Genomic DNA, 17,336 nt, shown 5'->3' with positions numbered 1-17,336 from the left:
AGTAGGATACAATGCTGGACAAACCCACATTCACCCATCTGCCCCACACGCCGGGTGTTGGCTACAAGCCACAACATTTCCACGATATTGTCGCAAACGCCGGTTCTGTCGGCTGGCTGGAAATTCACGCCGAAAACTACATGGGTGATGGCGGCCGCCCGCTGGCGCAGCTGCGCCATCTCGCCGAAGATTTCCCGATTTCCGTTCACGGTGTTGGCCTGTCTATTGGCGGCGAAGGCGCGCTTGACCCCGATCATCTGACCCGGCTGAAACATCTGGTGGCGTGGCTGCAACCTGCGTCTTTCTCCGAACATCTCGCCTGGTCGACCCATGACAGCGGCTTTTACAATGATCTGCTGCCATTGCCCTACACCGACGCGACGCTGCAGCGGGTCTGCGATCACATTGATCACGTGCAATCCACGCTTGGACGCAAGATGCTGTTGGAAAACCCCTCCAGCTACCTCGCCTTCTCGGAAAGCACCTGGTCAGAACCCGAGTTCCTGAAAGAAGTGGCGTGCCGCAGCGGCTGTGGCCTGCTTTTGGATGTAAACAACGTCTTTGTCTCAGCCACCAATCTCGATTTCAGCCCCCAGGGCTATATCGACGCCTACCCCACCGAACTGGTTGGGGAAATCCATCTTGGCGGCCACGATGAGGACGAAGACGACCACGGCAAGCCGCTCTTGATCGACAGCCACGGGCGCGAGGTGGTTGATCCGGTCTGGGCGCTGCTGGATTACACATTGGCCCAGATGGGCCCTGCCCCCACGCTGATCGAATGGGACACCGACGTGCCCAATTGGCCCACGCTTGAGGCCGAGGCGCAGCGCGCCGCCCAAGCCCTTGCCAAAGTCGCGGCCAAGGTCACAGACGAGGTCTCCTGATATGAGCCGTGATCCCAGCCCCGCCGCTGCCGTTTCTCAGGCAGAGTTCACCCATGCGATGATGGATGCGCGCCGCGATATTCCCTTTGGTCTGCGCGACAGTCTGAACCGTCCTGCCGGGCGTCGTTTCAACGTCTATCGTAACAATGTGGCGGTCTCTTTGACCGAAGCGATGATGCAGGCCTTTCCAGTCATCACCAAACTGCTGGGTGAGGACAATATGAAAGGGCTTTCGGGGATCTTTCTGCGCGCACACCCGCCGAAATCGCCGCTGATGATGCACTACGGCGATGAATTTCCGCGCTTTATCGCAGGGCTCGATCAGCTCTCTCACCTCGGCTACCTGCCCGATGTGGCCCGGCTCGAACAGGCAATGCGCGAAAGCTACCACGCCGCAGATGCGGTGGCGATGGATGCCAATCTACTCGGGACGCTGCAACCTGATCAGCTGATGCAGGCGCGCCTGACGCTTGCGCCTGCGATCAAACTGATCCGCTCGCCCTGGCCGATCTATGACATCTGGCGGTTTAACATGGTTGAGGGCACCCCCGCTCCAACTGCCAGCGCCCAGGACGTTTTGATCCTGCGCCCGGAATTTGATCCCGAACTTGCGCTCCTTCCACAGGGGGGCGCGGCCTGGATCACCGCCGTGATGGCGGGCAAGACACTTGGTGAGGCCTATGAGGTCGCCTGCCAGGACACAGAAGAATTTGACCTCAGCTCCACTCTTGCGCTGTTGCTTCAGGGCGGCGCTCTCACTGACCTGGATCGGAATAATTAACATGAACACGCTCCTCACACTCCACGATGGGATCACTGCGCGCGTTGAAAAAATCGGCGATCTGATTTCTCCCATTCTAGCCCGTCTTATTTTTGCCTCGACGCTGGTGCTCTATTTCTGGAAATCCGGCATGACCAAACTGGGCGAAGGGCTCTTTGGCCTGTTCTCCCCCTCGATCGGTGCCTACAGCCAGATCTTCCCCAAAAAGCTCGAAGCGGCAGGCTATGACGTGTCGCAATTTGGTGCCTTTGAAAACACCGTGGTCATCGCGGGCACCGTGGCGGAATTCATCCTACCTGCACTGATCGTGCTGGGCCTGCTCACCCGCGTGGCCGCGCTTGGCATGATCGGCTTTGTGGTGGTGCAGTCGCTCACCGATGTCTTTGGCCACAATGCCACCGACATGAAAACCCTTGGCATGGTGTTTGACCGCTTCCCCGATGCGGTGATCCTGGATCAGCGCCTGTTCTGGGTGTTCGTGCTGCTGGTGCTCGTGATCAAAGGCGGCGGCGCGCTGTCGCTGGATGCGCTGTTGCGTAAAAAACTTGCGGGTAACGATCCCTACTGATCTTCCGCCCGCTTAAAATCGAACGCTCTGCCCCGGCTTTCCGCGGCAGAGCGTTTTTTTATTCAATCAATGCCGCCTGCACCGATTTATCCCAACCCAGATACAATGCGCCATCCACCTCGATCAGCGGACGTTTCATCAAGGTTGGATGTTCCTTGATCAGCTCCAGCGGCGCACGGGCGCGTTCTGCCTCATCCAGTTGCCTCCAGGTTGTAGAGCGCGTGTTGAGCAGCTTGCCTTCAAATTGCGCAAATGCTGCCGTCAAAACCGCCTCAGGCACCCCGTCAGCGCGCACATCCACCAATTCGGCGTTTTTGAGGGCTTTTAACGCTTTTCGGCAGGTGTCGCAGGTCTTTAGGCCATAAAGTCTCATCAAAATTCCTTCCTAGTTCGGCAACGCCAACACAATTTATGGTAGTGACGATGTGTTTTGCTTGATTTTTGCAATCCGCATGCAAAAGTTTACCTAGGTCCATCGCGTATCACCTGCCTTGTTAATCGCGAAATACCTCATCAAGGCAAGGGGCGTTTTGGCCAAACGCATGAGGGCGGCCTTGTGTGAATGTGAAAGGTAGAAGGAGACACGGGATATGCCAACCGGCACCGTGAAGTGGTTCAACACCACAAAAGGATATGGTTTCATCGAACCGGAAGAAGGTGGGAAAGATGTGTTTGTGCACATCTCCCAGGTCGAACGTTCCGGGCTGACGGGGCTGCAAGACAATATGAAAGTGGACTATGAGCTGACCGAAGGACGCGATGGCCGCCAGATGGCCGGCGAACTGAAGCCGCTTTAAGATTTAGACCATCCGCTGCGCCCTCGCGGGGCGCAGCAGATTTTGGTTTCCCCAAAAGGCCACGCGTGTTTTGGGGTGTAGTTGGTTTTTCGCTCTTTTTGACCGAGCGCTGCCCAAAGCCCGCCGCGGCTCTGGGATCCTTGTCGTGGTGTGTCTGCTCAGGCGTTCTTAGCCTGGCAATCACGCTTTGCGCAGATATTCCACCATCACACAGGCCGGATTTTCCCGGCGCAGCGGGTTATGCGCCGCCACCTGCCAACGCGCGTCATCCACCTCGGGGAAATGGGTGTCTGCGCCCTCAACCTCAAGCTCAACCTCGGTGATCAGCAACCGATCAGCCATCTCCATCATGCCCTGATAGATCCGCGCGCCACCAATGCCGTAGATGCGCATATAGCCCTGCGCCCGCGCCTCAAACACCGCCGCCTCAAGGTTTGGCACCACCAGATCGGCGCAATTGGGATCAGAAGACACCACGATATTCAGACGGTTCTTCAGCGGTTTCACCGGCAGGCTATCCCAGGTGTTACGCCCCATAATGATGGCTCCGCCCAGCGTTTCGCGCTGAAACGCCTTCAGATCCTCGGGCGCGCGCCATGGAATGGTATTGTCCTTGCCAATCGCCCCATTGCGATCACGCGCCACAATCAATGTAATCATTCGCTGCTCTCCTACACCGCGACCGGCGCTTTGATGGTTGGGTCCGGATCATAGCCCACCACCTCAAAGTCATCGTATTTAAAATCAAAGATTGATTTAACATCGCGCACAATATTGATCTGCGGCAGCGGTTTGGGACTACGGCTCAATTGCAGCTCTACCTGCTCCAGATGGTTGGAGTAGATATGCGCATCCCCCATCGTATGGATGAAATCCCCCGCCTCATATCCGGTGACATGGGCAAGCATTTTCAGCAAAAGCGCATAAGACGCGATATTAAACGGAACCCCCAGGAACATATCGGCAGACCGTTGATACAGCTGCAAATGCATCTTGCCACCCGCAATGCGCACCTGCCACAGGGTATGGCACGGCGGCAGCGCCATATTGGGCACATCTGCCGGGTTCCAGGCCGAAACCACCATGCGGCGGCTGTCGGGGCTTTTTTGAATGAGCTCCACCAAATCAGCGATCTGATCCACCGTGCCCGCGCGATACAACGGCTCATCCCCTGTGGTGCCCTCGACCAGTTCCAAACGTGGAAAGCGGCGCCACTGATGGCCATAAACCGGGCCGAGATCGCCGTTTTCATCGGCCCATTCATCCCAGATGCTGACACCGTTTTCTTTCAGATAGCCGATATTGGTGGCCCCTGCGAGAAACCACAAAAGCTCATGGATGATCGATTTCAGATGCAGTTTCTTGGTGGTGACCAGCGGAAACCCATCAGAGAGCGGATAACGGCACTGCAGGCCAAAATGTGAAATCGTGCCGGTGCCGGTGCGATCGCTGGAGCGCACCCCCTGATCACGCACAAGGCGCAAGGCCTCAAGATACTGCTGCATGGCTGCCCCCAAAGACACATCTGTTGTTGCGCCTTTTGTGCCACGCATGCCGCAAAATGGCCAGAGCGGTGGCGCGCTAAAAAATCCCTTCCCCTCTGGCTTTATCGGGGAGCGGAGCCTAGATGTTTAGCGCCAACATAACTCCCATTCTGGAGAAAAATATGCCGCTTAAATATTTGCACACGATGGTCCGGGTCAAAGATCTGGAAAAATCCATGGCGTTTTATGAACTTCTGGGTCTGAAAGAAACCCGCCGCATGGACAGCGAAAAAGGCCGTTTCTCGCTGATTTTCATGGCCGCACCGGGCCAGGAAGACACCCCGCTTGAACTCACCTATAACTGGGACGGCGATGACGCGCTGCCCGATGACAGCCGCCATTTCGGCCATCTCGCATACGGCGTCGACAATATCTATGAGGTCTGCCAGCATCTGATGGACAATGGCGTCACCATCAACCGTCCCCCACGCGACGGCCACATGGCCTTTATCCGCTCGCCCGATAATGTATCGGTGGAACTGCTGCAAAACGGCGACCGCCTGGAACCAGCAGAGCCCTGGGCCAGCATGGAAAACACCGGCCACTGGTAAGCGGTCACTGGTACGGGTTGCCCGGCCCTGGCAAAGCCTCCGAAATGTCGGGGGCTTTTTTTCGCTGTTACGGATCAATTCGGCAAAAATTAACGCCGCGCCAACTCTTTTGTGGGACACCTCTTTCAAAGACCATTACCGATCAGCACGGGCACATGACAGCAATGAAAACCGCCATTGGAAGCCTTCTGCTTTGCGCAGCTCTCTCCGCAACAGGAGCGCGGGCCGCAACAATCAACTATGCGCTTGGTGCCACAGCAACGGCATCAGGGCGCCAGGTTTCTGGTGCCTTGCCCTCTGCTGCAATTGACGGCGATCTCGGAACCTTTTGGAATGCCGGGGGTGGCGTTTTACGCAATGGCCCGCCCCAACATATTGAAATTGACCTGGGTGAAACCATCAGCCTCGCCTCGATCAATGCGCATGCCTTGCAGGCTCCATCCGGCGTGACCAATCACAATGTCTATCTTGATGGTGTTCTCAGCTTCAGCTGGAACCAGCGGACTTCAAACCGGACCAAACTCACATATGATTTTGACACCCCGGTCAACGCGCAGATTGTACGCATCGAAACCACCCAGACACCAAGCTGGGTCGCCTGGTGGGAGATTGAGCTGATCGGCTCACCGGCGGTGGCTGTGGCGCCGATCCCGCTGCCCGCGTCCGGCCTGCTGCTGCTTGCGGGGCTTGCGGCAGTAGCACGCAAACCCCGGCGCAAATCCTGACACATATAAAGTTTAAAACATAAGACGCCGGTGCAAACGACCGGCTCTATCATTTGCCAAAGATGACGGCATGCGCGCTTCAACGCATCCAGTTCCCTAAAGAGCGGCGCAATTCGCACTGCTGCAACAAAAGTTGCATGCTAAATATCCAGAGATTGTGTAGCCAATTTCTGCCGATATTTTTCACACGAAACCGCAGCACCCCATGCATGTAATATTTGCAAAACAACTGATACTATAGACATGCGCCCAAGCCACATTAGCCGCGACTTGTTGTGCCGACCATACCGGGCCGACAGATCACACGAAAGCAGCTAAAAGCGCGGCGTATGCAGTAGATACTTGAGCCGCCTTTATCGTCGAGCCCATTGGTAAAAGAGATTGGGAAATCAATGAAACCTGACTTTGCGACCCGATTGTGTCAGGAGGTTTTGGGAGAGCCTCTGGCCGAGGAGCCCTATAAGCAGGGCATCGTTTCCATCCCGATCCTGTACGAAGAACTGACGCCTGAAACTCTGGAACTGGCGAATGAATCGACGACATTCCTTAGCCCTCAGCACTATCGAATGCTGTTGCCGTTGGTGCTTCATGCAATCACCAATGGCCGTGATGATCTGGAAAACACCGGCTATTTTGCGAAGTTCTTCCGATCAATTTGCTCTGATTTCACCTTGGATCCAGCACAGATACCAATCCCCACAGTCAACCGACCTTGGCCAACGCGCTATAGTTCCAAATATAAGGAAGGTTGGGTCGTCAGGCCGCTTACCGCGCTCAACAAACATGAACTTCAGTGGTCTTTTGAATGGGTGAACTCACTGTTGGACACCCCCGACCACCAACTGTCGGAAGTTATTTTACAGGATTTAAGTGCCTTGGGCCGCGTATTGGCAATGGCTCTGGATTTGCCAGAAACGGATGCTCCAGAGCTACCTGGAGCTGCAAATAGGTAGCTGTTAAACCATTCAACGGCGGGCCGATTACACTTTGCCTTGCTGAAGTTTCGACCGATCCAAGGTTGGGCTGACTGAGCAAGAACTAGTTTTATCTCGGAACATGCGGTCCGCGGAGACGAGACGCCAGCCTTTTAACCAGCACTAGGCCAAAACACTTGAGCGACCGCATAAATGTAATTGCTCTCCATACCCAGGCAGGCACAAAATCGCCCAAACAGCACCGCGCGCATCTTGATTGCTAAAGCGCTAGCTCATACGCGCATTACCTTACCCAGCAATTCGCAGCGCTCATCGCTCTCCGAATGTGTACCTCGGCCTGTTGCCATCCGCCCGTTGCCCATCGCCACGTTGCCTGTCAGCGCGCTATCACGCAGTACAAGCGCCAGCAAAACACAGCCGGTCAGCACAGATTTGGGCCCCTGCCCCCTTGGCCCAAAACACCAAAAACGGCCACCCGTTGCGGATGGCCGTTTCTGGAATTACTGTTTCACCGTTGCATTCTACAACGTACCCCTTGCCAGTCGTCCGGGCCATTCTGGCCGCTCTGACAAGGCGTGGAATTTCTCCTACGTATCTACCTTTTAGTAGATATAGCGGATCTGGTCTGACCAGTACCGCTCCACGCGCTTTAGCGACATGGTGATATCTGCGATCCCTTCGGCGCTGATCACATCGCGATTTTCCAAACCTTCTGCATGACGCAGAAACAGCTCGGATACGATATCGCGAATCTCACGTCCTTTTGCCGTCAGGCGGACGCGAACGGAGCGCCGGTCGATTTCACAACGCTGATGGTGCATATAGCCCATCTCGACCAGCTTCTTGAGGTTGTAACTGACGTTACTCCCCTGATAGTAGCCGCGGGATTTAAGCTCCCCCGCGGTCACCTCATTGTCTCCAATGTTGAACAGCAGAAGAGCCTGAACCGCATTGATTTCAAGAACGCCTACACGTTCAAATTCATCCTTGATCACGTCTAGCAGCAGACGATGCAGACGCTCGACTAGCGCGAGCGCTTCAAGGTAGCCAGTCATGAAACCTTTGGTATCAGACTGGCTTATTGGCATTTCCATACTCATGCGCATCTCCGACTCGAATTTGCTGAGAACAGATTGCGCTAAATTCCCGAAAATTGAGTTAAGGCGAAATCACATTATTTTTGATACGTTTGCGATATGGTTTTTATCAATCCCGCCAGCGGTTCTGGCGCCGCCGCCTGGCCGGTCACCCATTGATAAAGATCCTGGTCGTTTTCGTTCAAAATCGCCTCGTAAATCTCCAGGGTTTCATCGTCCATCTGGGCCAGATTTTCGTCAGCAAACCCTTTGAGCAGGATATCCATTTCTTTGATACCCCGACGAATAGAGCGCATATACAAGCGCTTAAGTCGGTTTTCGCGGCTTTCATCCGCCGGGCGCAGCTCTTTTAACTCAAGGCCAGCTTGGCGTAGGGGGTCAGTCACGCGTTCATCTCCTCGATGATGGATTTCAGACGTTTTTCCAGACGCGCCGCCCGTTCACTGGCCTCGCGCATATCCATGCGCATTTGACGCAATTCGTTTAAAAGGTCACGCATATTTTGAGGAACATGGTCGACTCCGGGCGCATCTGTGCCTTCGCCCTCACCGGTCATCAGCCACATAAGCGATACATTCAGCAATCCTGCCATCATCGACATGCGGTTGGTGCGTGGCTCTGACAGATCCTGTTCCCAGCCCGACAGCGAAGCTTTCTTCACCCCAAGACGGCGCGCCAGCTGTGCCTGTGTCATCCCGGCGGCTTCCCGCGCGGCGGCAATGCGATCACCCAGAGTGGCCATATCCGGCCCGTACCAATCAACCTCTGCAATCCCTGCCTCGCCCATATTGGCACCGCTCAGTTCTGGGTTGTCCATCGTCCACTCCTGTATCAATACGCGATCTCGCTTGATCGCCCATAAGGGGCACCCTATGACAGACGCGTTCAACTTTCAAATCGAGGCGTATAATGTCCGACCTGCCCGCAGATTTCCTCTCCGCCACCCTGTCCCGCGTCAAACCCTCGCCGACGATTGCCGTGACGAACAAAGCGCGTGAGCTCAAGGCCGCAGGACGCGATGTCATTGGCCTTGGTGCAGGTGAGCCCGATTTTGACACGCCGCAAAACATCAAAGACGCCGCCACCCGCGCCATTGCGGAAGGTAAAACCAAATACACCGCCGTGGATGGCATCCCGGAACTGAAACAGGCGATCTGCGACAAATTCAAACGCGACAACAAACTGGACTACACGCCCGCACAGGTCACCGTGAACTCCGGCGGCAAACACACGCTCTATAATGCGCTGGTGGCAACGCTGAACCAAGGCGATGAGGTGATCATCCCCGCGCCTTACTGGGTGTCTTATCCCGATATGGTACTGCTCGCAGGTGGGACGCCGGTCGCGATTGAGGCAACGCTTGAAAACAATTTCAAACTGACTGCCGACCAGCTCGAAGCCGCCATCACCCCCAAAACCAAATGGTTGATTTTCAACTCACCCTCCAACCCGACCGGCGCGGGCTATACCGCGGATGAGCTGAAGGCGCTGACAGATGTGTTGATGCGTCACCCGCATGTCTGGGTGATGTCCGACGATATGTATGAACATCTCGCCTATGATGATTTCAAATTCGCAACCCCGGCGGAAATTGAACCCGCGCTTTACGCACGCACCCTCACCTGCAACGGGGTGTCCAAGGCCCATGCAATGACAGGCTGGCGCATCGGCTATGCCGCAGGCCCGGAAAAACTGATTGCCGCCATGCGCAAGGTGCAGTCGCAATCCACCTCCAACCCCTGCTCGGTCAGCCAGTACGCCGCGCTTGAGGCGCTGAATGGCCCGCAGGACTATCTCGCCACCAACAACGAGATCTTCACCCGCCGCCGCAATCTGGTGGTTGAGATGCTGAGCGCGATCGACGGCATCACCTGCCCAACGCCCGAAGGCGCGTTCTACGTCTACCCGTCGATTGCGGGCCTCATTGGCAAAACCACCCCCTCCGGCGTGGTGATCGAAAACGACGAGATCTTCGCCAGCGAGTTGCTCGAAGACAGCGGCGTCGCGGTGGTCTTTGGCGCAGCCTTTGGCCTGTCGCCGAACTTCCGCGTGTCATACGCAACATCAGACGAAGCCCTGCGCGAGGCCTGCACCCGCATCCAGACCTTCTGCGCGTCACTTACATAAGACGGTGTTTGTCAGAGGCGCGCCCAAATGCTGCGCCTCTGACCTGAGAATTGTTTGAGTTCTAAATAAAAGATATGAACTCACGATTTGCGGCGGCGTATTATACGCAAACCACAGACTGCGCTCAAAAGTAAAAAGCCTGCCGCAGGCACAGGTATCGGAGCAATAGCAATACGTGGATCAGACCAATATCCGTTGACAACTCCTGCTCCAATAGAATTGGCCGAGAACCCATCTGGAAGAGAAATGGCTTGGCCAGTCTTCGCAAAACTCAGCGTATTCATTGCATCAAAGCTTGCTGTTCCGGTAACATAATCCGCGATCGGAAAATTATTGTAGGACGCTTGGTATGGACCAGTTGTCCGTCCGGCGATCATGAACTCCAGCAATAGGTCTCTCGAAGTATCAAAAGCATCTATGCGTAGTTCGAGTTGCTCAGCAACACTCTCCATCTCAGTAGTGAGATTGTAAACCCTATTGTCATTCCTCCGAATACTAGCAATCGTACCAGCATTCGCGATTACCCTTGTGTCATCATCGGCGTAGTAGGCATTTACTCGGAATTCCAAGCGAGATGTGAAGTTGGGGCTAAAGACAGTCACCTCAGGATCAACTGTTACACGATGATACAGTGAACCTGTAGCATCAAAAGTAAGCGCCACCGGAATCAGACGATCGCCGCTTCCAGGATCACTTTCTATATCTACTTGATAATTGGCTGTAGAGGTCGATTGTACAAAGCCGCTATAGCCCAATACCGCTCCAGAGGCACCAACATATCCCGCGCCAATTCGCGTCGCAACCTGCGACGTACAAGAGCCGTAGCCGCTATTTGTTGCTGTATACTCGAATCCACCATCCGAAATCTCACCGCTGTGGTCACCGAAGCTTCTTTGGTGCGATCCATTATCAGGCGTCCCACAACCTTCTACGCCACCGAAACTATAAGTCGCAGCCACGCCAGGAAGTGTCGAGGACAGCAGTAGAACCACGCTAGAGAGAGAAAGAAATTTGGCTTTCATTATTACCACCACACGTCAATAAAAACATTTTTATTTAGTTGCGAAATAAATATAAAGTCAACCTCTACAAACACCACCACAACCCACAATCAATCCCTCGAAACAATTAGCAAAAAATACTGCAATTGTTTCCGTTCTCCTCAAGTGGAGCAAAGCGCCAAAACAAAATCATCACTATAAAAAACACCAAACAAACTCAGCACATTATACAAACGCGCTCAAACCAACTTCCGTACTAACATCCATAAAGACGATCAGTTAAGATCCACACATACAAACATCCGTGTGCACTTACTCCAAAAAACACGGTATAGATATTTATTTTCATTCATTAAAAAATTCCCTCAAAGAACTTTTCGTTTTTTCCATCACCACCGGTTTCATTCGTCGCTTTCGTAGCTCAAGCAGTTTTTGGACGTATCTGAACTTGTCTCCATTCCCCCCCACCCACGCTAAACCACTGGCCGTGCCTGCATCTTCCCGTTAGTCTCGCCGCAACCAAACCACGAGGCCGAAGATGAGCTTGCCCCTGCCTGATTACTATTTTCGCATCCGGGAAAACGGGGCGGCCGTGTTTCGGGTGGATACCGAAAACCGCCATCGCCGCATCGAGATGGATCAGATCGCCGTGGTCAATATCCGCAACGGTGAAATCCGCCCCCAGGGGGAGCGTCAGCTGAGCGACGCGGATCTTGAGGCGATCGAAACCTGGAAAACCGAACGCCGTGCCACCCTGGCCGCGCGCGACCTCGATGACATTCACCGCACCATTGATCACCTCAACCTCACCACCCAATGGGCCCAATCCAAGGCCGATGACGCCCAGCTTGAGGATGTGACCGAGCGCCTGCTCTTGGCGATGCATGATCTGCGCACGGTTTTGGTGCGTAAAAAGGCCGACCGGCTGAGCAAAGACTAGGCCAGCCGCAGGATCCGGTAGATATGCAACCGCCACGATGGGGCCGACCGCGATCTAAGCGCCCTCAATCGCGCCCAGCGCTCACTCCGACGGTTTTTCCTCACGCGCGGCTTTTTCTTCCTTAGTCCATTTGTTGTTCCAAAGATTGTTGCTCAGCCCAAGCTCTGGTTTGGGTGGCTTGGTCTTGCCTTTCTTGACCGTGCCCCCCTTGTTCAGAAACTCCTGAATAAGCGCCTCGTCGGTGGTTTCTTTGCGCACCTGCTTCATCGCATCCTCCTGTGCAAAACAGTAGTACGGCCACATTCCGCCACTACCGCCCTCAAAGCCAGAGATTAATCCCGATCTCCGACGGTTTCATGACGGGGCCAGCGGAAATCAAAAGCGTTTTGCGATGTTCTGACGGCGTGGATGAGACAGCAACCCAGCGCCGGGGAGAAACTCCTCTATAAGTAGAATCCCTCATGCCTGTCGCCGCCTTTGATTTTCTGAATATGGCCACAGGTAAAGGGTAATTTTTATTAAAATGGGAACCTTGAAGGAAATCCCAGAGATTTGGATTTTGCCCGCGTTGTTAATTAGTCCCTAGGGGGAAGTTATGAAAATTGTTAAATTGGCCGTTTTGGCCGCATTTCTACCAATCACCGCACAGGCTGCATCTGTTGATCTCAGCGGCTGGATTTCCGAAGAAGCCAACGGCGAGCGCGGTTCCAACTGGAACGTTCAGGGCGCTGGAAATGACAGTGTGTTCCAGACGCAAAACTCTCGCCCATCTGTGTTTTTCGACAGCGGCGCATTGGATCGGGGCACCTCGCTTGAAGGTGAGATCCGGGTTGAAACCACCTCGGATGATGATTTCATCGGATTTGTTCTGGGCTATGATACCGGCGAATTTGATGGCTCTACCTCCGATTTCTGGCTGATTGACTGGAAACAGGCTGATCAATCCTTTCCAGGCCTTGGAACCTCATTCGCTGGCATGTCGCTCAGCCATGTTACCGGCAATGTTGGTGCGGCGGATGAATTGGATTTCTGGCAACACACCGGCGTTGTGAATGAGGTGCAGCGCGCCACAACCCTCGGCTCTACCGGTTGGAACGACAATCAGTCTTACAATTTCAAGCTGACTTTCACCGCCAACCTGATCGAAGTCTTTGTGGATGACCAAAAAGAGCTGAGCTTCGCAGGCTCCTTTGGCGATGGTGCTTTTGGCTTTTACAACTATTCCCAGTCACAGGTGCGCTATGCAGGCATCACCGAAGATCAGCTGCCCGCACCGGTTCCCCTGCCCGCAGCAGGTTTTCTGCTTGCAGGCGCGCTTGGCGGTATGGGCCTGATGCGCCGCCGCAAAAAAGCCTGATCCGCCGCAGGTCAAACAAACCACCGACCAAGCCAAGGAAACGCGCGCCCCAAGGCGGGCGTTTCTGCTTTTGGGCCTAGTGTTCGCGCCACAATGAGCAACGCAGCTGCACGCGCCAATAGCCTGGACGACCCGGCAATTCTTCAGCCACCGGCGCATTGCCTGCTCTGATGTCCGCAGGCACCCGGTAATTGGGATCCAAAAGATCGCCTTTCGTCTCCACCAATATGCGTCTGATATGAGCCGGGTTTGTGATCGTCCCCGGCACGCTATTGTTTTCCGACACCGTACCCCCATTGCAGAAACTGCGCTGCGCCAGCGCCTTGGCATACTGCACCGCCTCCGATGCGGTGGCGGTCTTGGCAACCACGCGGGATGAAATCGACGGCAGCGGATCGATCAGACGCGGTTTCTGGCCTGTATCCTTAGCAATACCGTAGATCGAAACACGCACCGGCAAGGCGCGCCCCGTTCCAGCACGGCCGTAGCTGCCTCTGGTCGTATCTGTCACCCCAAAGCTGTAGCTGACAAAAGCGCCACTGGACAGCGGAACGGTATAGCCGCCCCTTAGATTTTTCAGCTGCACCCCATCCAACTGTGGCGCGGCAAAGGCGCTATGCGCCGGGCGCGCTGTTTCTGGCACCTCACAGGCCGCAAGCCCCAGCACCGCTCCAATAGCAAGAATAAGTCTCATTGATATGAATCCACAGGTTGAAATCACCTCGTAAAGACACCCGGAATAAGACAAAAGTTTGGCAAAACAATGCACAACAGGAGCACATCGGCCTGGCCTGCTCTCTTATTGCGGAACCGGTGCCGATCGCCCCGCCGCCTCAGCCATCCATTGCCAATTGTGCAGAAATGCCAGCCGCCTCTTGCCCCATGGCGCACCCATCGCTACCTCTGGGATATGCGGATCACAGCCTTTCTCCTTGCAGCCCTTGCCAGCCCCCTCAGCGCCCCTGCGGTGCAGGCCCATCCCCATGTGTTTGTGGATACCGAAATTGCGCTGCGCATTGATGCGGCGGGGCAGCTATTGGGGGTCGAAGTCAGCTGGAGCTATGATGATTATTACTCATTTCTGGTGCTGACAGATCTTGAACTGGACAATGATGCCGACGGCGAACTCACCGCGCCTGAACTTGCAACGCTTGCAGGCTTTGATCTGCAGCTCAGCGAGGATTTCGAAGGCGACACCTATGTCAGCTACGATGATATCGCCCTGCCGCTTGGCGCGCCCGAACATCTGGAAACCAATGTCAGCCTTGGCCGCATCACGACGCGCCACTTTCGCCCGCTGCTGCATCCCGCCCCCGCCGATGGGCTGCTGATCGAGGCCTATGATCCCAGCTATTTCATCGCCTATACCGTCGACATGCGGGTGACAACGCCCGCGCCCTGCCAGGCGCATGTGACCCCGCCCAATCTCGATCAGGCCTACACATTGGTCGAAGAGACGCTTTACGCCATGTCCGCCCGCGACGCCGAAGAGAATTTTCCCCGCATCGGCCGTTCATTTGCCGACAAAATCCATATCAGCTGCCCGCAGCCGGTAAACTGACCACCGCCAGAAACAGCATTTGCCTGCGCCCATTTTGGACCGAGCCCTTTGATGAAACGCCTTTCCCTTCCAACCCTGCTGATGGGGGCTGCGCTTGTTGTTTTGGCGCTGATACTCATGGGCAGCGCTGACCAGATCAGCCGTTGGGCGGCTGCGGAACAACAGCAAGTGCAAAACGCGCTTGCCCGTGGTCTGCGCGCCCTGAAAACCAACCAACCCGGCGCATTGATGTCGCTTTTGGGGCTGTGTTTTGCCTATGGCTTCTTTCACGCCGCAGGGCCGGGCCACGGCAAACTGGTGATCGGCGGCTATGGCATGGGACAAAAAGTGCCAATGATGCGCCTTATCTCCCTGGCGCTTGCCTCGTCGCTGGCGCAGTCGCTCACGGCGATTGCGCTGGTTGTTGGCGGCCTCACCCTGCTGAACTGGGGCCGGGTCGAGCTGACCAGCATCACCGAAGAGATCCTTGCACCGCTATCTTACGCGCTGATCGCCGCCCTTGGCCTCTGGCTGGTCTGGCGCGGGCTGCGCAAACTGCGCGCGCCCAAACCCCAGGCGCATCACCATCATCACGATCACCACGCGCATCACCACACGCATGACCACCATCATCACCACCGTGATGATGGCATCTGCGCGGACTGTGGCCACAAACACGGCCCCACCCTGAATGAGGTCGCCGCCGCCCACTCCCTGCGCGATGCGCTGGCGATCATTGCATCGGTCGCCATCCGTCCCTGCACCGGCGCGCTGTTTTTGCTGCTGCTCACATGGCGGCTTGATCTGATGCTGGCCGGGGTGCTGGGCACGCTGGCGATGGGGCTTGGCACCGGCTCTGTCACCGTCGCGGTGGCCATTGCCGCCGTCTCCCTGCGCCAGGGCACATTGGCGCGCCTGCCAGACACGCGCCGCGTCACCGCCCTGCTGGAACTCTGCGGCGGGCTGCTGATCTTCCTGCTTGCAAGCCAGATCACCCTGCGCCTGCTCTGACGGTTCAACCTAAAGTCACATTCACGACCAATCACAATCTCTCTTGCGCCAACGCAAACGCGGGCCTAATGACGATTCATGACCCAACACACCACCCCCACCCAGATGAGCAGCCAGGGCCACGCCCGCGCCATCGCCGTTCTTGGCCTGCCGCTGATCGGCGGCCATGTGGCGCAATTTGCAATTGGCCTGACCGACACCGCCATGCTCGGCTGGTACAGCGTCCCCGCGCTTGCAGCCATTACGCTTGCAGGGTCTTATTTCTTTGCGATTTTCCTGTTTGGCTCAGGCTTTGCCTTTGCAGTGCTGCCACTGGTCGCCGAAGCCCAGGGCGCAGGTGATACCACCACCGAACGACGCGCCAATCGCATGGGGCTGTGGCTGTCGATGCTCTATGGTGCGCTAGCGATGCCGCTGTTTTGGTGGTCCAAAGAGATCTTTGCCCTGCTCGGACAAGACCCCGACGTGGCCCGCGATGCGGCGCAATACCTGCGTATTATGGGCTGGGGCATCTTTCCCGCACTGGGGGTGATGGTGCTGAAATCCACCCTTGCCGCGGGCGAACGCACCCAGGTGGTGCTGGCGATGACGCTCACCGCGGCTGTGGTCAATGGCGCGGTCAACTACGTGCTGATCTTTGGCAATTTTGGCGCCCCTGAACTGGGGCTTGCTGGCGCTGCAATTGCCTCTCTGGCAACCCAGCTGGCCTCGCTGCTGTTTCTGGTGATCTACTGCCAGCGCGCCCTGCCCGAACAGGCGCTGTTTCAAAACCTGCACAACCCCGACTGGGAGATGTTCAGCCAGGTGCTGCGCCTTGGCGTGCCCATCGGGTTCACCACCCTGGCCGAAGTATCGCTGTTCACCGCCTCAGCGCTGATGATGGGCTGGCTTGGCCCGATCACACTGGCGGCGCATGGGATCGCAGTTGGCCTCTCTGGCCTTACCTTCATGGTGCATCTGGGCCTGTCAAACGTGGCCACCATCCGTGCCGGCAATGCGCTGGGACGCCGCGATCTGCCGCATATGAAACGCGGAGCCAAAGTGCTGATCACCATGTCATTCACCTTTGCCATAGCCTCAATTGCGGCCTTCCTGCTGATGCCGGAAACGCTGATCTGGTTCTTCCTGTCACCCGATGATCCCGCCCGCGCAGATATCCTTATCGCCGCAGTGGCCCTGCTGGCGGTGGCGGCGCTGTTTCAGCTGGCCGATGGTATGCAGGCGGTGGCGCTGGGTCTGTTGCGCGGTCTGCAAGACACCAATGTACCGATGGTGATTGCGGTGTTTGGCTATTGGGTGGTGGGCATCCCTGCGGGCTATGTGCTGGGCTTTGTGCTGGGTTTCGGCGGCTTTGGCGTCTGGATCGGCATGGCTTCAGGCCTCAGCGCCGTTGCGATCATGCTGTTCATCCGCTTCTGGGGCCACGCGGTCAAACGCAAAGACCTGCTGGAAGCGCAGTAGCCACGCCAGAACAA

At 56.0% G+C, this 17,336-nt stretch carries 22 protein-coding genes; 13 read left to right on the top strand and 9 right to left on the bottom strand.

Features of this window, described 5'->3' with window-relative positions; genetic code table 11:
- The first annotated feature begins 11 nt into the window (after positions 1-11).
- From bufB to GG681_RS09550, 3 genes are read left to right on the top strand one after another with little or no spacing between them, the layout of a single operon-like run.
- On the top strand, positions 12-887 hold the full coding sequence (gene bufB, locus GG681_RS09560) for an MNIO family bufferin maturase (protein ID WP_153547494.1): 876 nt from the start codon (positions 12-14) through the stop codon (positions 885-887).
- A gap of 1 nt (position 888) precedes the next feature.
- Complete coding sequence (locus GG681_RS09555; protein WP_153547493.1) at positions 889-1,668, top strand: HvfC/BufC N-terminal domain-containing protein; 780 nt, start codon at positions 889-891, stop codon at positions 1,666-1,668.
- Between the two features lies 1 nt (position 1,669).
- The gene (locus GG681_RS09550) at positions 1,670-2,236 is read left to right on the top strand and encodes a DoxX family protein (protein WP_153547492.1); all 567 of its coding nucleotides are present in this window, start codon (positions 1,670-1,672) and stop codon (positions 2,234-2,236) included.
- Between the two features lie 58 nt (positions 2,237-2,294).
- Here the strand turns inward: GG681_RS09550 and GG681_RS09545 are convergent, their stop codons facing one another.
- Entirely contained in the window at positions 2,295-2,609 is a 315-nt protein-coding gene (locus tag GG681_RS09545; protein ID WP_153547491.1) for an ArsC/Spx/MgsR family protein, read from the bottom strand.
- Positions 2,610-2,826: 217 nt separating this feature from the next.
- Between GG681_RS09545 and GG681_RS09540 the strand changes: the two genes are divergently transcribed.
- Entirely contained in the window at positions 2,827-3,033 is a 207-nt protein-coding gene (locus GG681_RS09540) for a cold-shock protein (protein WP_153547489.1), read from the top strand.
- A gap of 180 nt (positions 3,034-3,213) precedes the next feature.
- On the opposite strand, the gene GG681_RS09535 is transcribed toward GG681_RS09540, so the two are convergent.
- A complete protein-coding gene (locus GG681_RS09535) occupies positions 3,214-3,693 on the bottom strand; it encodes a dihydrofolate reductase (protein WP_153547487.1) in 480 nt (159 codons plus the stop codon).
- Positions 3,694-3,704: 11 nt separating this feature from the next.
- Positions 3,705-4,538, bottom strand: a complete 834-nt coding sequence (locus tag GG681_RS09530) for a thymidylate synthase (RefSeq protein ID WP_153547794.1) — start codon at positions 4,536-4,538, stop codon at positions 3,705-3,707.
- A gap of 161 nt (positions 4,539-4,699) precedes the next feature.
- Here GG681_RS09530 and GG681_RS09525 point away from each other — a divergent pair, with 161 nt between their 5' ends.
- From GG681_RS09525 to GG681_RS09515, 3 genes are all read left to right on the top strand, one after another.
- Positions 4,700-5,128, top strand: coding sequence for a VOC family protein (locus GG681_RS09525; protein WP_153547485.1), 429 nt, complete (start codon positions 4,700-4,702; stop codon positions 5,126-5,128).
- A 155-nt stretch (positions 5,129-5,283) separates the two neighbouring features.
- Positions 5,284-5,853, top strand: coding sequence for a discoidin domain-containing protein (locus GG681_RS09520; protein ID WP_194287170.1), 570 nt, complete (start codon positions 5,284-5,286; stop codon positions 5,851-5,853).
- Positions 5,854-6,245: 392 nt separating this feature from the next.
- Positions 6,246-6,806, top strand: a complete 561-nt coding sequence (locus tag GG681_RS09515) for a hypothetical protein (RefSeq protein WP_153547481.1) — start codon at positions 6,246-6,248, stop codon at positions 6,804-6,806.
- A gap of 584 nt (positions 6,807-7,390) precedes the next feature.
- On the opposite strand, the gene GG681_RS09510 is transcribed toward GG681_RS09515, so the two are convergent.
- The 3 genes from GG681_RS09510 to GG681_RS09500 all read right to left on the bottom strand — a co-directional run bounded on the left by GG681_RS09510 (position 7,391) and on the right by GG681_RS09500 (position 8,702).
- Complete coding sequence (locus GG681_RS09510; protein WP_408057661.1) at positions 7,391-7,888, bottom strand: MarR family winged helix-turn-helix transcriptional regulator; 498 nt, start codon at positions 7,886-7,888, stop codon at positions 7,391-7,393.
- Positions 7,889-7,962: 74 nt separating this feature from the next.
- A complete protein-coding gene (locus GG681_RS09505) occupies positions 7,963-8,181 on the bottom strand; it encodes a succinate dehydrogenase assembly factor 2 (protein ID WP_153547789.1) in 219 nt (72 codons plus the stop codon).
- An 86-nt stretch (positions 8,182-8,267) separates the two neighbouring features.
- Positions 8,268-8,702 (bottom strand): helix-turn-helix domain-containing protein, encoded by a 435-nt coding sequence (locus tag GG681_RS09500; RefSeq protein WP_235899837.1) that lies wholly within the window; start codon positions 8,700-8,702, stop codon positions 8,268-8,270.
- A 92-nt stretch (positions 8,703-8,794) separates the two neighbouring features.
- On the opposite strand from GG681_RS09500, the gene GG681_RS09495 reads away from it, so the two are divergent.
- Positions 8,795-10,012: a pyridoxal phosphate-dependent aminotransferase gene (locus GG681_RS09495; protein ID WP_153547479.1), complete on the top strand. Its 1,218-nt coding sequence runs from the start codon at positions 8,795-8,797 to the stop codon at positions 10,010-10,012.
- Positions 10,013-10,092: 80 nt separating this feature from the next.
- On the opposite strand, the gene GG681_RS09490 is transcribed toward GG681_RS09495, so the two are convergent.
- Positions 10,093-11,034: a VPLPA-CTERM sorting domain-containing protein gene (locus GG681_RS09490; protein ID WP_153547477.1), complete on the bottom strand. Its 942-nt coding sequence runs from the start codon at positions 11,032-11,034 to the stop codon at positions 10,093-10,095.
- 517 nt (positions 11,035-11,551) lie between these two features.
- Between GG681_RS09490 and GG681_RS09485 the strand changes: the two genes are divergently transcribed.
- Positions 11,552-11,953: a hypothetical protein gene (locus tag GG681_RS09485; protein ID WP_153547475.1), complete on the top strand. Its 402-nt coding sequence runs from the start codon at positions 11,552-11,554 to the stop codon at positions 11,951-11,953.
- 81 nt (positions 11,954-12,034) lie between these two features.
- Here the strand turns inward: GG681_RS09485 and GG681_RS09480 are convergent, their stop codons facing one another.
- Positions 12,035-12,220, bottom strand: a complete 186-nt coding sequence (locus GG681_RS09480) for a hypothetical protein (protein ID WP_153547473.1) — start codon at positions 12,218-12,220, stop codon at positions 12,035-12,037.
- A 328-nt stretch (positions 12,221-12,548) separates the two neighbouring features.
- Here GG681_RS09480 and GG681_RS17880 point away from each other — a divergent pair, with 328 nt between their 5' ends.
- Positions 12,549-13,310, top strand: coding sequence for a VPLPA-CTERM sorting domain-containing protein (locus tag GG681_RS17880; protein WP_153547471.1), 762 nt, complete (start codon positions 12,549-12,551; stop codon positions 13,308-13,310).
- Positions 13,311-13,386: 76 nt separating this feature from the next.
- Here the strand turns inward: GG681_RS17880 and GG681_RS09470 are convergent, their stop codons facing one another.
- Positions 13,387-14,004 carry a hypothetical protein gene (locus tag GG681_RS09470; protein ID WP_153547469.1) on the bottom strand — a complete coding sequence of 206 codons (618 nt, stop codon included), beginning with the start codon at positions 14,002-14,004 and terminating at the stop codon, positions 13,387-13,389.
- A gap of 216 nt (positions 14,005-14,220) precedes the next feature.
- On the opposite strand from GG681_RS09470, the gene GG681_RS09465 reads away from it, so the two are divergent.
- The 3 genes from GG681_RS09465 (at position 14,221) to GG681_RS09455 (ending at position 17,322) form a co-directional block, all read left to right on the top strand.
- Positions 14,221-14,871, top strand: coding sequence for a DUF1007 family protein (locus GG681_RS09465; RefSeq protein WP_153547467.1), 651 nt, complete (start codon positions 14,221-14,223; stop codon positions 14,869-14,871).
- A gap of 51 nt (positions 14,872-14,922) precedes the next feature.
- Positions 14,923-15,861 carry a nickel/cobalt transporter gene (locus GG681_RS09460; protein ID WP_153547465.1) on the top strand — a complete coding sequence of 313 codons (939 nt, stop codon included), beginning with the start codon at positions 14,923-14,925 and terminating at the stop codon, positions 15,859-15,861.
- A gap of 78 nt (positions 15,862-15,939) precedes the next feature.
- Positions 15,940-17,322: an MATE family efflux transporter gene (locus GG681_RS09455; protein ID WP_235899835.1), complete on the top strand. Its 1,383-nt coding sequence runs from the start codon at positions 15,940-15,942 to the stop codon at positions 17,320-17,322.
- Positions 17,323-17,336: the final 14 nt, after the last annotated feature.

This window comes from Tritonibacter aquimaris (genome assembly GCF_009617595.1).
Classification (GTDB): Bacteria; Pseudomonadota; Alphaproteobacteria; order Rhodobacterales; family Rhodobacteraceae; genus Epibacterium; species Epibacterium aquimaris.
This window is presented reverse-complemented; position numbering and strand designations above follow the sequence as displayed.

What these genes read in the sequence shown, in the direction of transcription:
- GG681_RS09540 (WP_153547489.1), top strand. Translation starts at nt 2,827, where the DNA reads ATGCCAACCGGCACCGTGAAGTGGTTCAACACCACAAAAGGATATGGT.
- GG681_RS09455 (WP_235899835.1), top strand. Translation starts at nt 15,940, where the DNA reads ATGACCCAACACACCACCCCCACCCAGATGAGCAGCCAGGGCCACGCC.
- GG681_RS09465 (WP_153547467.1), top strand. Translation starts at nt 14,221, where the DNA reads ATGCGGATCACAGCCTTTCTCCTTGCAGCCCTTGCCAGCCCCCTCAGC.
- GG681_RS17880 (WP_153547471.1), top strand. Translation starts at nt 12,549, where the DNA reads ATGAAAATTGTTAAATTGGCCGTTTTGGCCGCATTTCTACCAATCACC.
- GG681_RS09495 (WP_153547479.1), top strand. Translation starts at nt 8,795, where the DNA reads ATGTCCGACCTGCCCGCAGATTTCCTCTCCGCCACCCTGTCCCGCGTC.
- GG681_RS09535 (WP_153547487.1), bottom strand. Translation starts at nt 3,693, where the DNA reads ATGATTACATTGATTGTGGCGCGTGATCGCAATGGGGCGATTGGCAAG.
- GG681_RS09515 (WP_153547481.1), top strand. Translation starts at nt 6,246, where the DNA reads ATGAAACCTGACTTTGCGACCCGATTGTGTCAGGAGGTTTTGGGAGAG.
- GG681_RS09525 (WP_153547485.1), top strand. Translation starts at nt 4,700, where the DNA reads ATGCCGCTTAAATATTTGCACACGATGGTCCGGGTCAAAGATCTGGAA.
- GG681_RS09510 (WP_408057661.1), bottom strand. Translation starts at nt 7,888, where the DNA reads ATGAGTATGGAAATGCCAATAAGCCAGTCTGATACCAAAGGTTTCATG.
- GG681_RS09520 (WP_194287170.1), top strand. Translation starts at nt 5,284, where the DNA reads ATGACAGCAATGAAAACCGCCATTGGAAGCCTTCTGCTTTGCGCAGCT.
- GG681_RS09460 (WP_153547465.1), top strand. Translation starts at nt 14,923, where the DNA reads ATGAAACGCCTTTCCCTTCCAACCCTGCTGATGGGGGCTGCGCTTGTT.
- GG681_RS09550 (WP_153547492.1), top strand. Translation starts at nt 1,670, where the DNA reads ATGAACACGCTCCTCACACTCCACGATGGGATCACTGCGCGCGTTGAA.
- GG681_RS09530 (WP_153547794.1), bottom strand. Translation starts at nt 4,538, where the DNA reads ATGCAGCAGTATCTTGAGGCCTTGCGCCTTGTGCGTGATCAGGGGGTG.
- GG681_RS09485 (WP_153547475.1), top strand. Translation starts at nt 11,552, where the DNA reads ATGAGCTTGCCCCTGCCTGATTACTATTTTCGCATCCGGGAAAACGGG.
- GG681_RS09480 (WP_153547473.1), bottom strand. Translation starts at nt 12,220, where the DNA reads ATGAAGCAGGTGCGCAAAGAAACCACCGACGAGGCGCTTATTCAGGAG.
- GG681_RS09500 (WP_235899837.1), bottom strand. Translation starts at nt 8,702, where the DNA reads ATGGACAACCCAGAACTGAGCGGTGCCAATATGGGCGAGGCAGGGATT.
- GG681_RS09545 (WP_153547491.1), bottom strand. Translation starts at nt 2,609, where the DNA reads ATGAGACTTTATGGCCTAAAGACCTGCGACACCTGCCGAAAAGCGTTA.
- GG681_RS09505 (WP_153547789.1), bottom strand. Translation starts at nt 8,181, where the DNA reads ATGCGCTCTATTCGTCGGGGTATCAAAGAAATGGATATCCTGCTCAAA.
- GG681_RS09490 (WP_153547477.1), bottom strand. Translation starts at nt 11,034, where the DNA reads ATGAAAGCCAAATTTCTTTCTCTCTCTAGCGTGGTTCTACTGCTGTCC.
- GG681_RS09555 (WP_153547493.1), top strand. Translation starts at nt 889, where the DNA reads ATGAGCCGTGATCCCAGCCCCGCCGCTGCCGTTTCTCAGGCAGAGTTC.
- GG681_RS09470 (WP_153547469.1), bottom strand. Translation starts at nt 14,004, where the DNA reads ATGAGACTTATTCTTGCTATTGGAGCGGTGCTGGGGCTTGCGGCCTGT.
- bufB (WP_153547494.1), top strand. Translation starts at nt 12, where the DNA reads ATGCTGGACAAACCCACATTCACCCATCTGCCCCACACGCCGGGTGTT.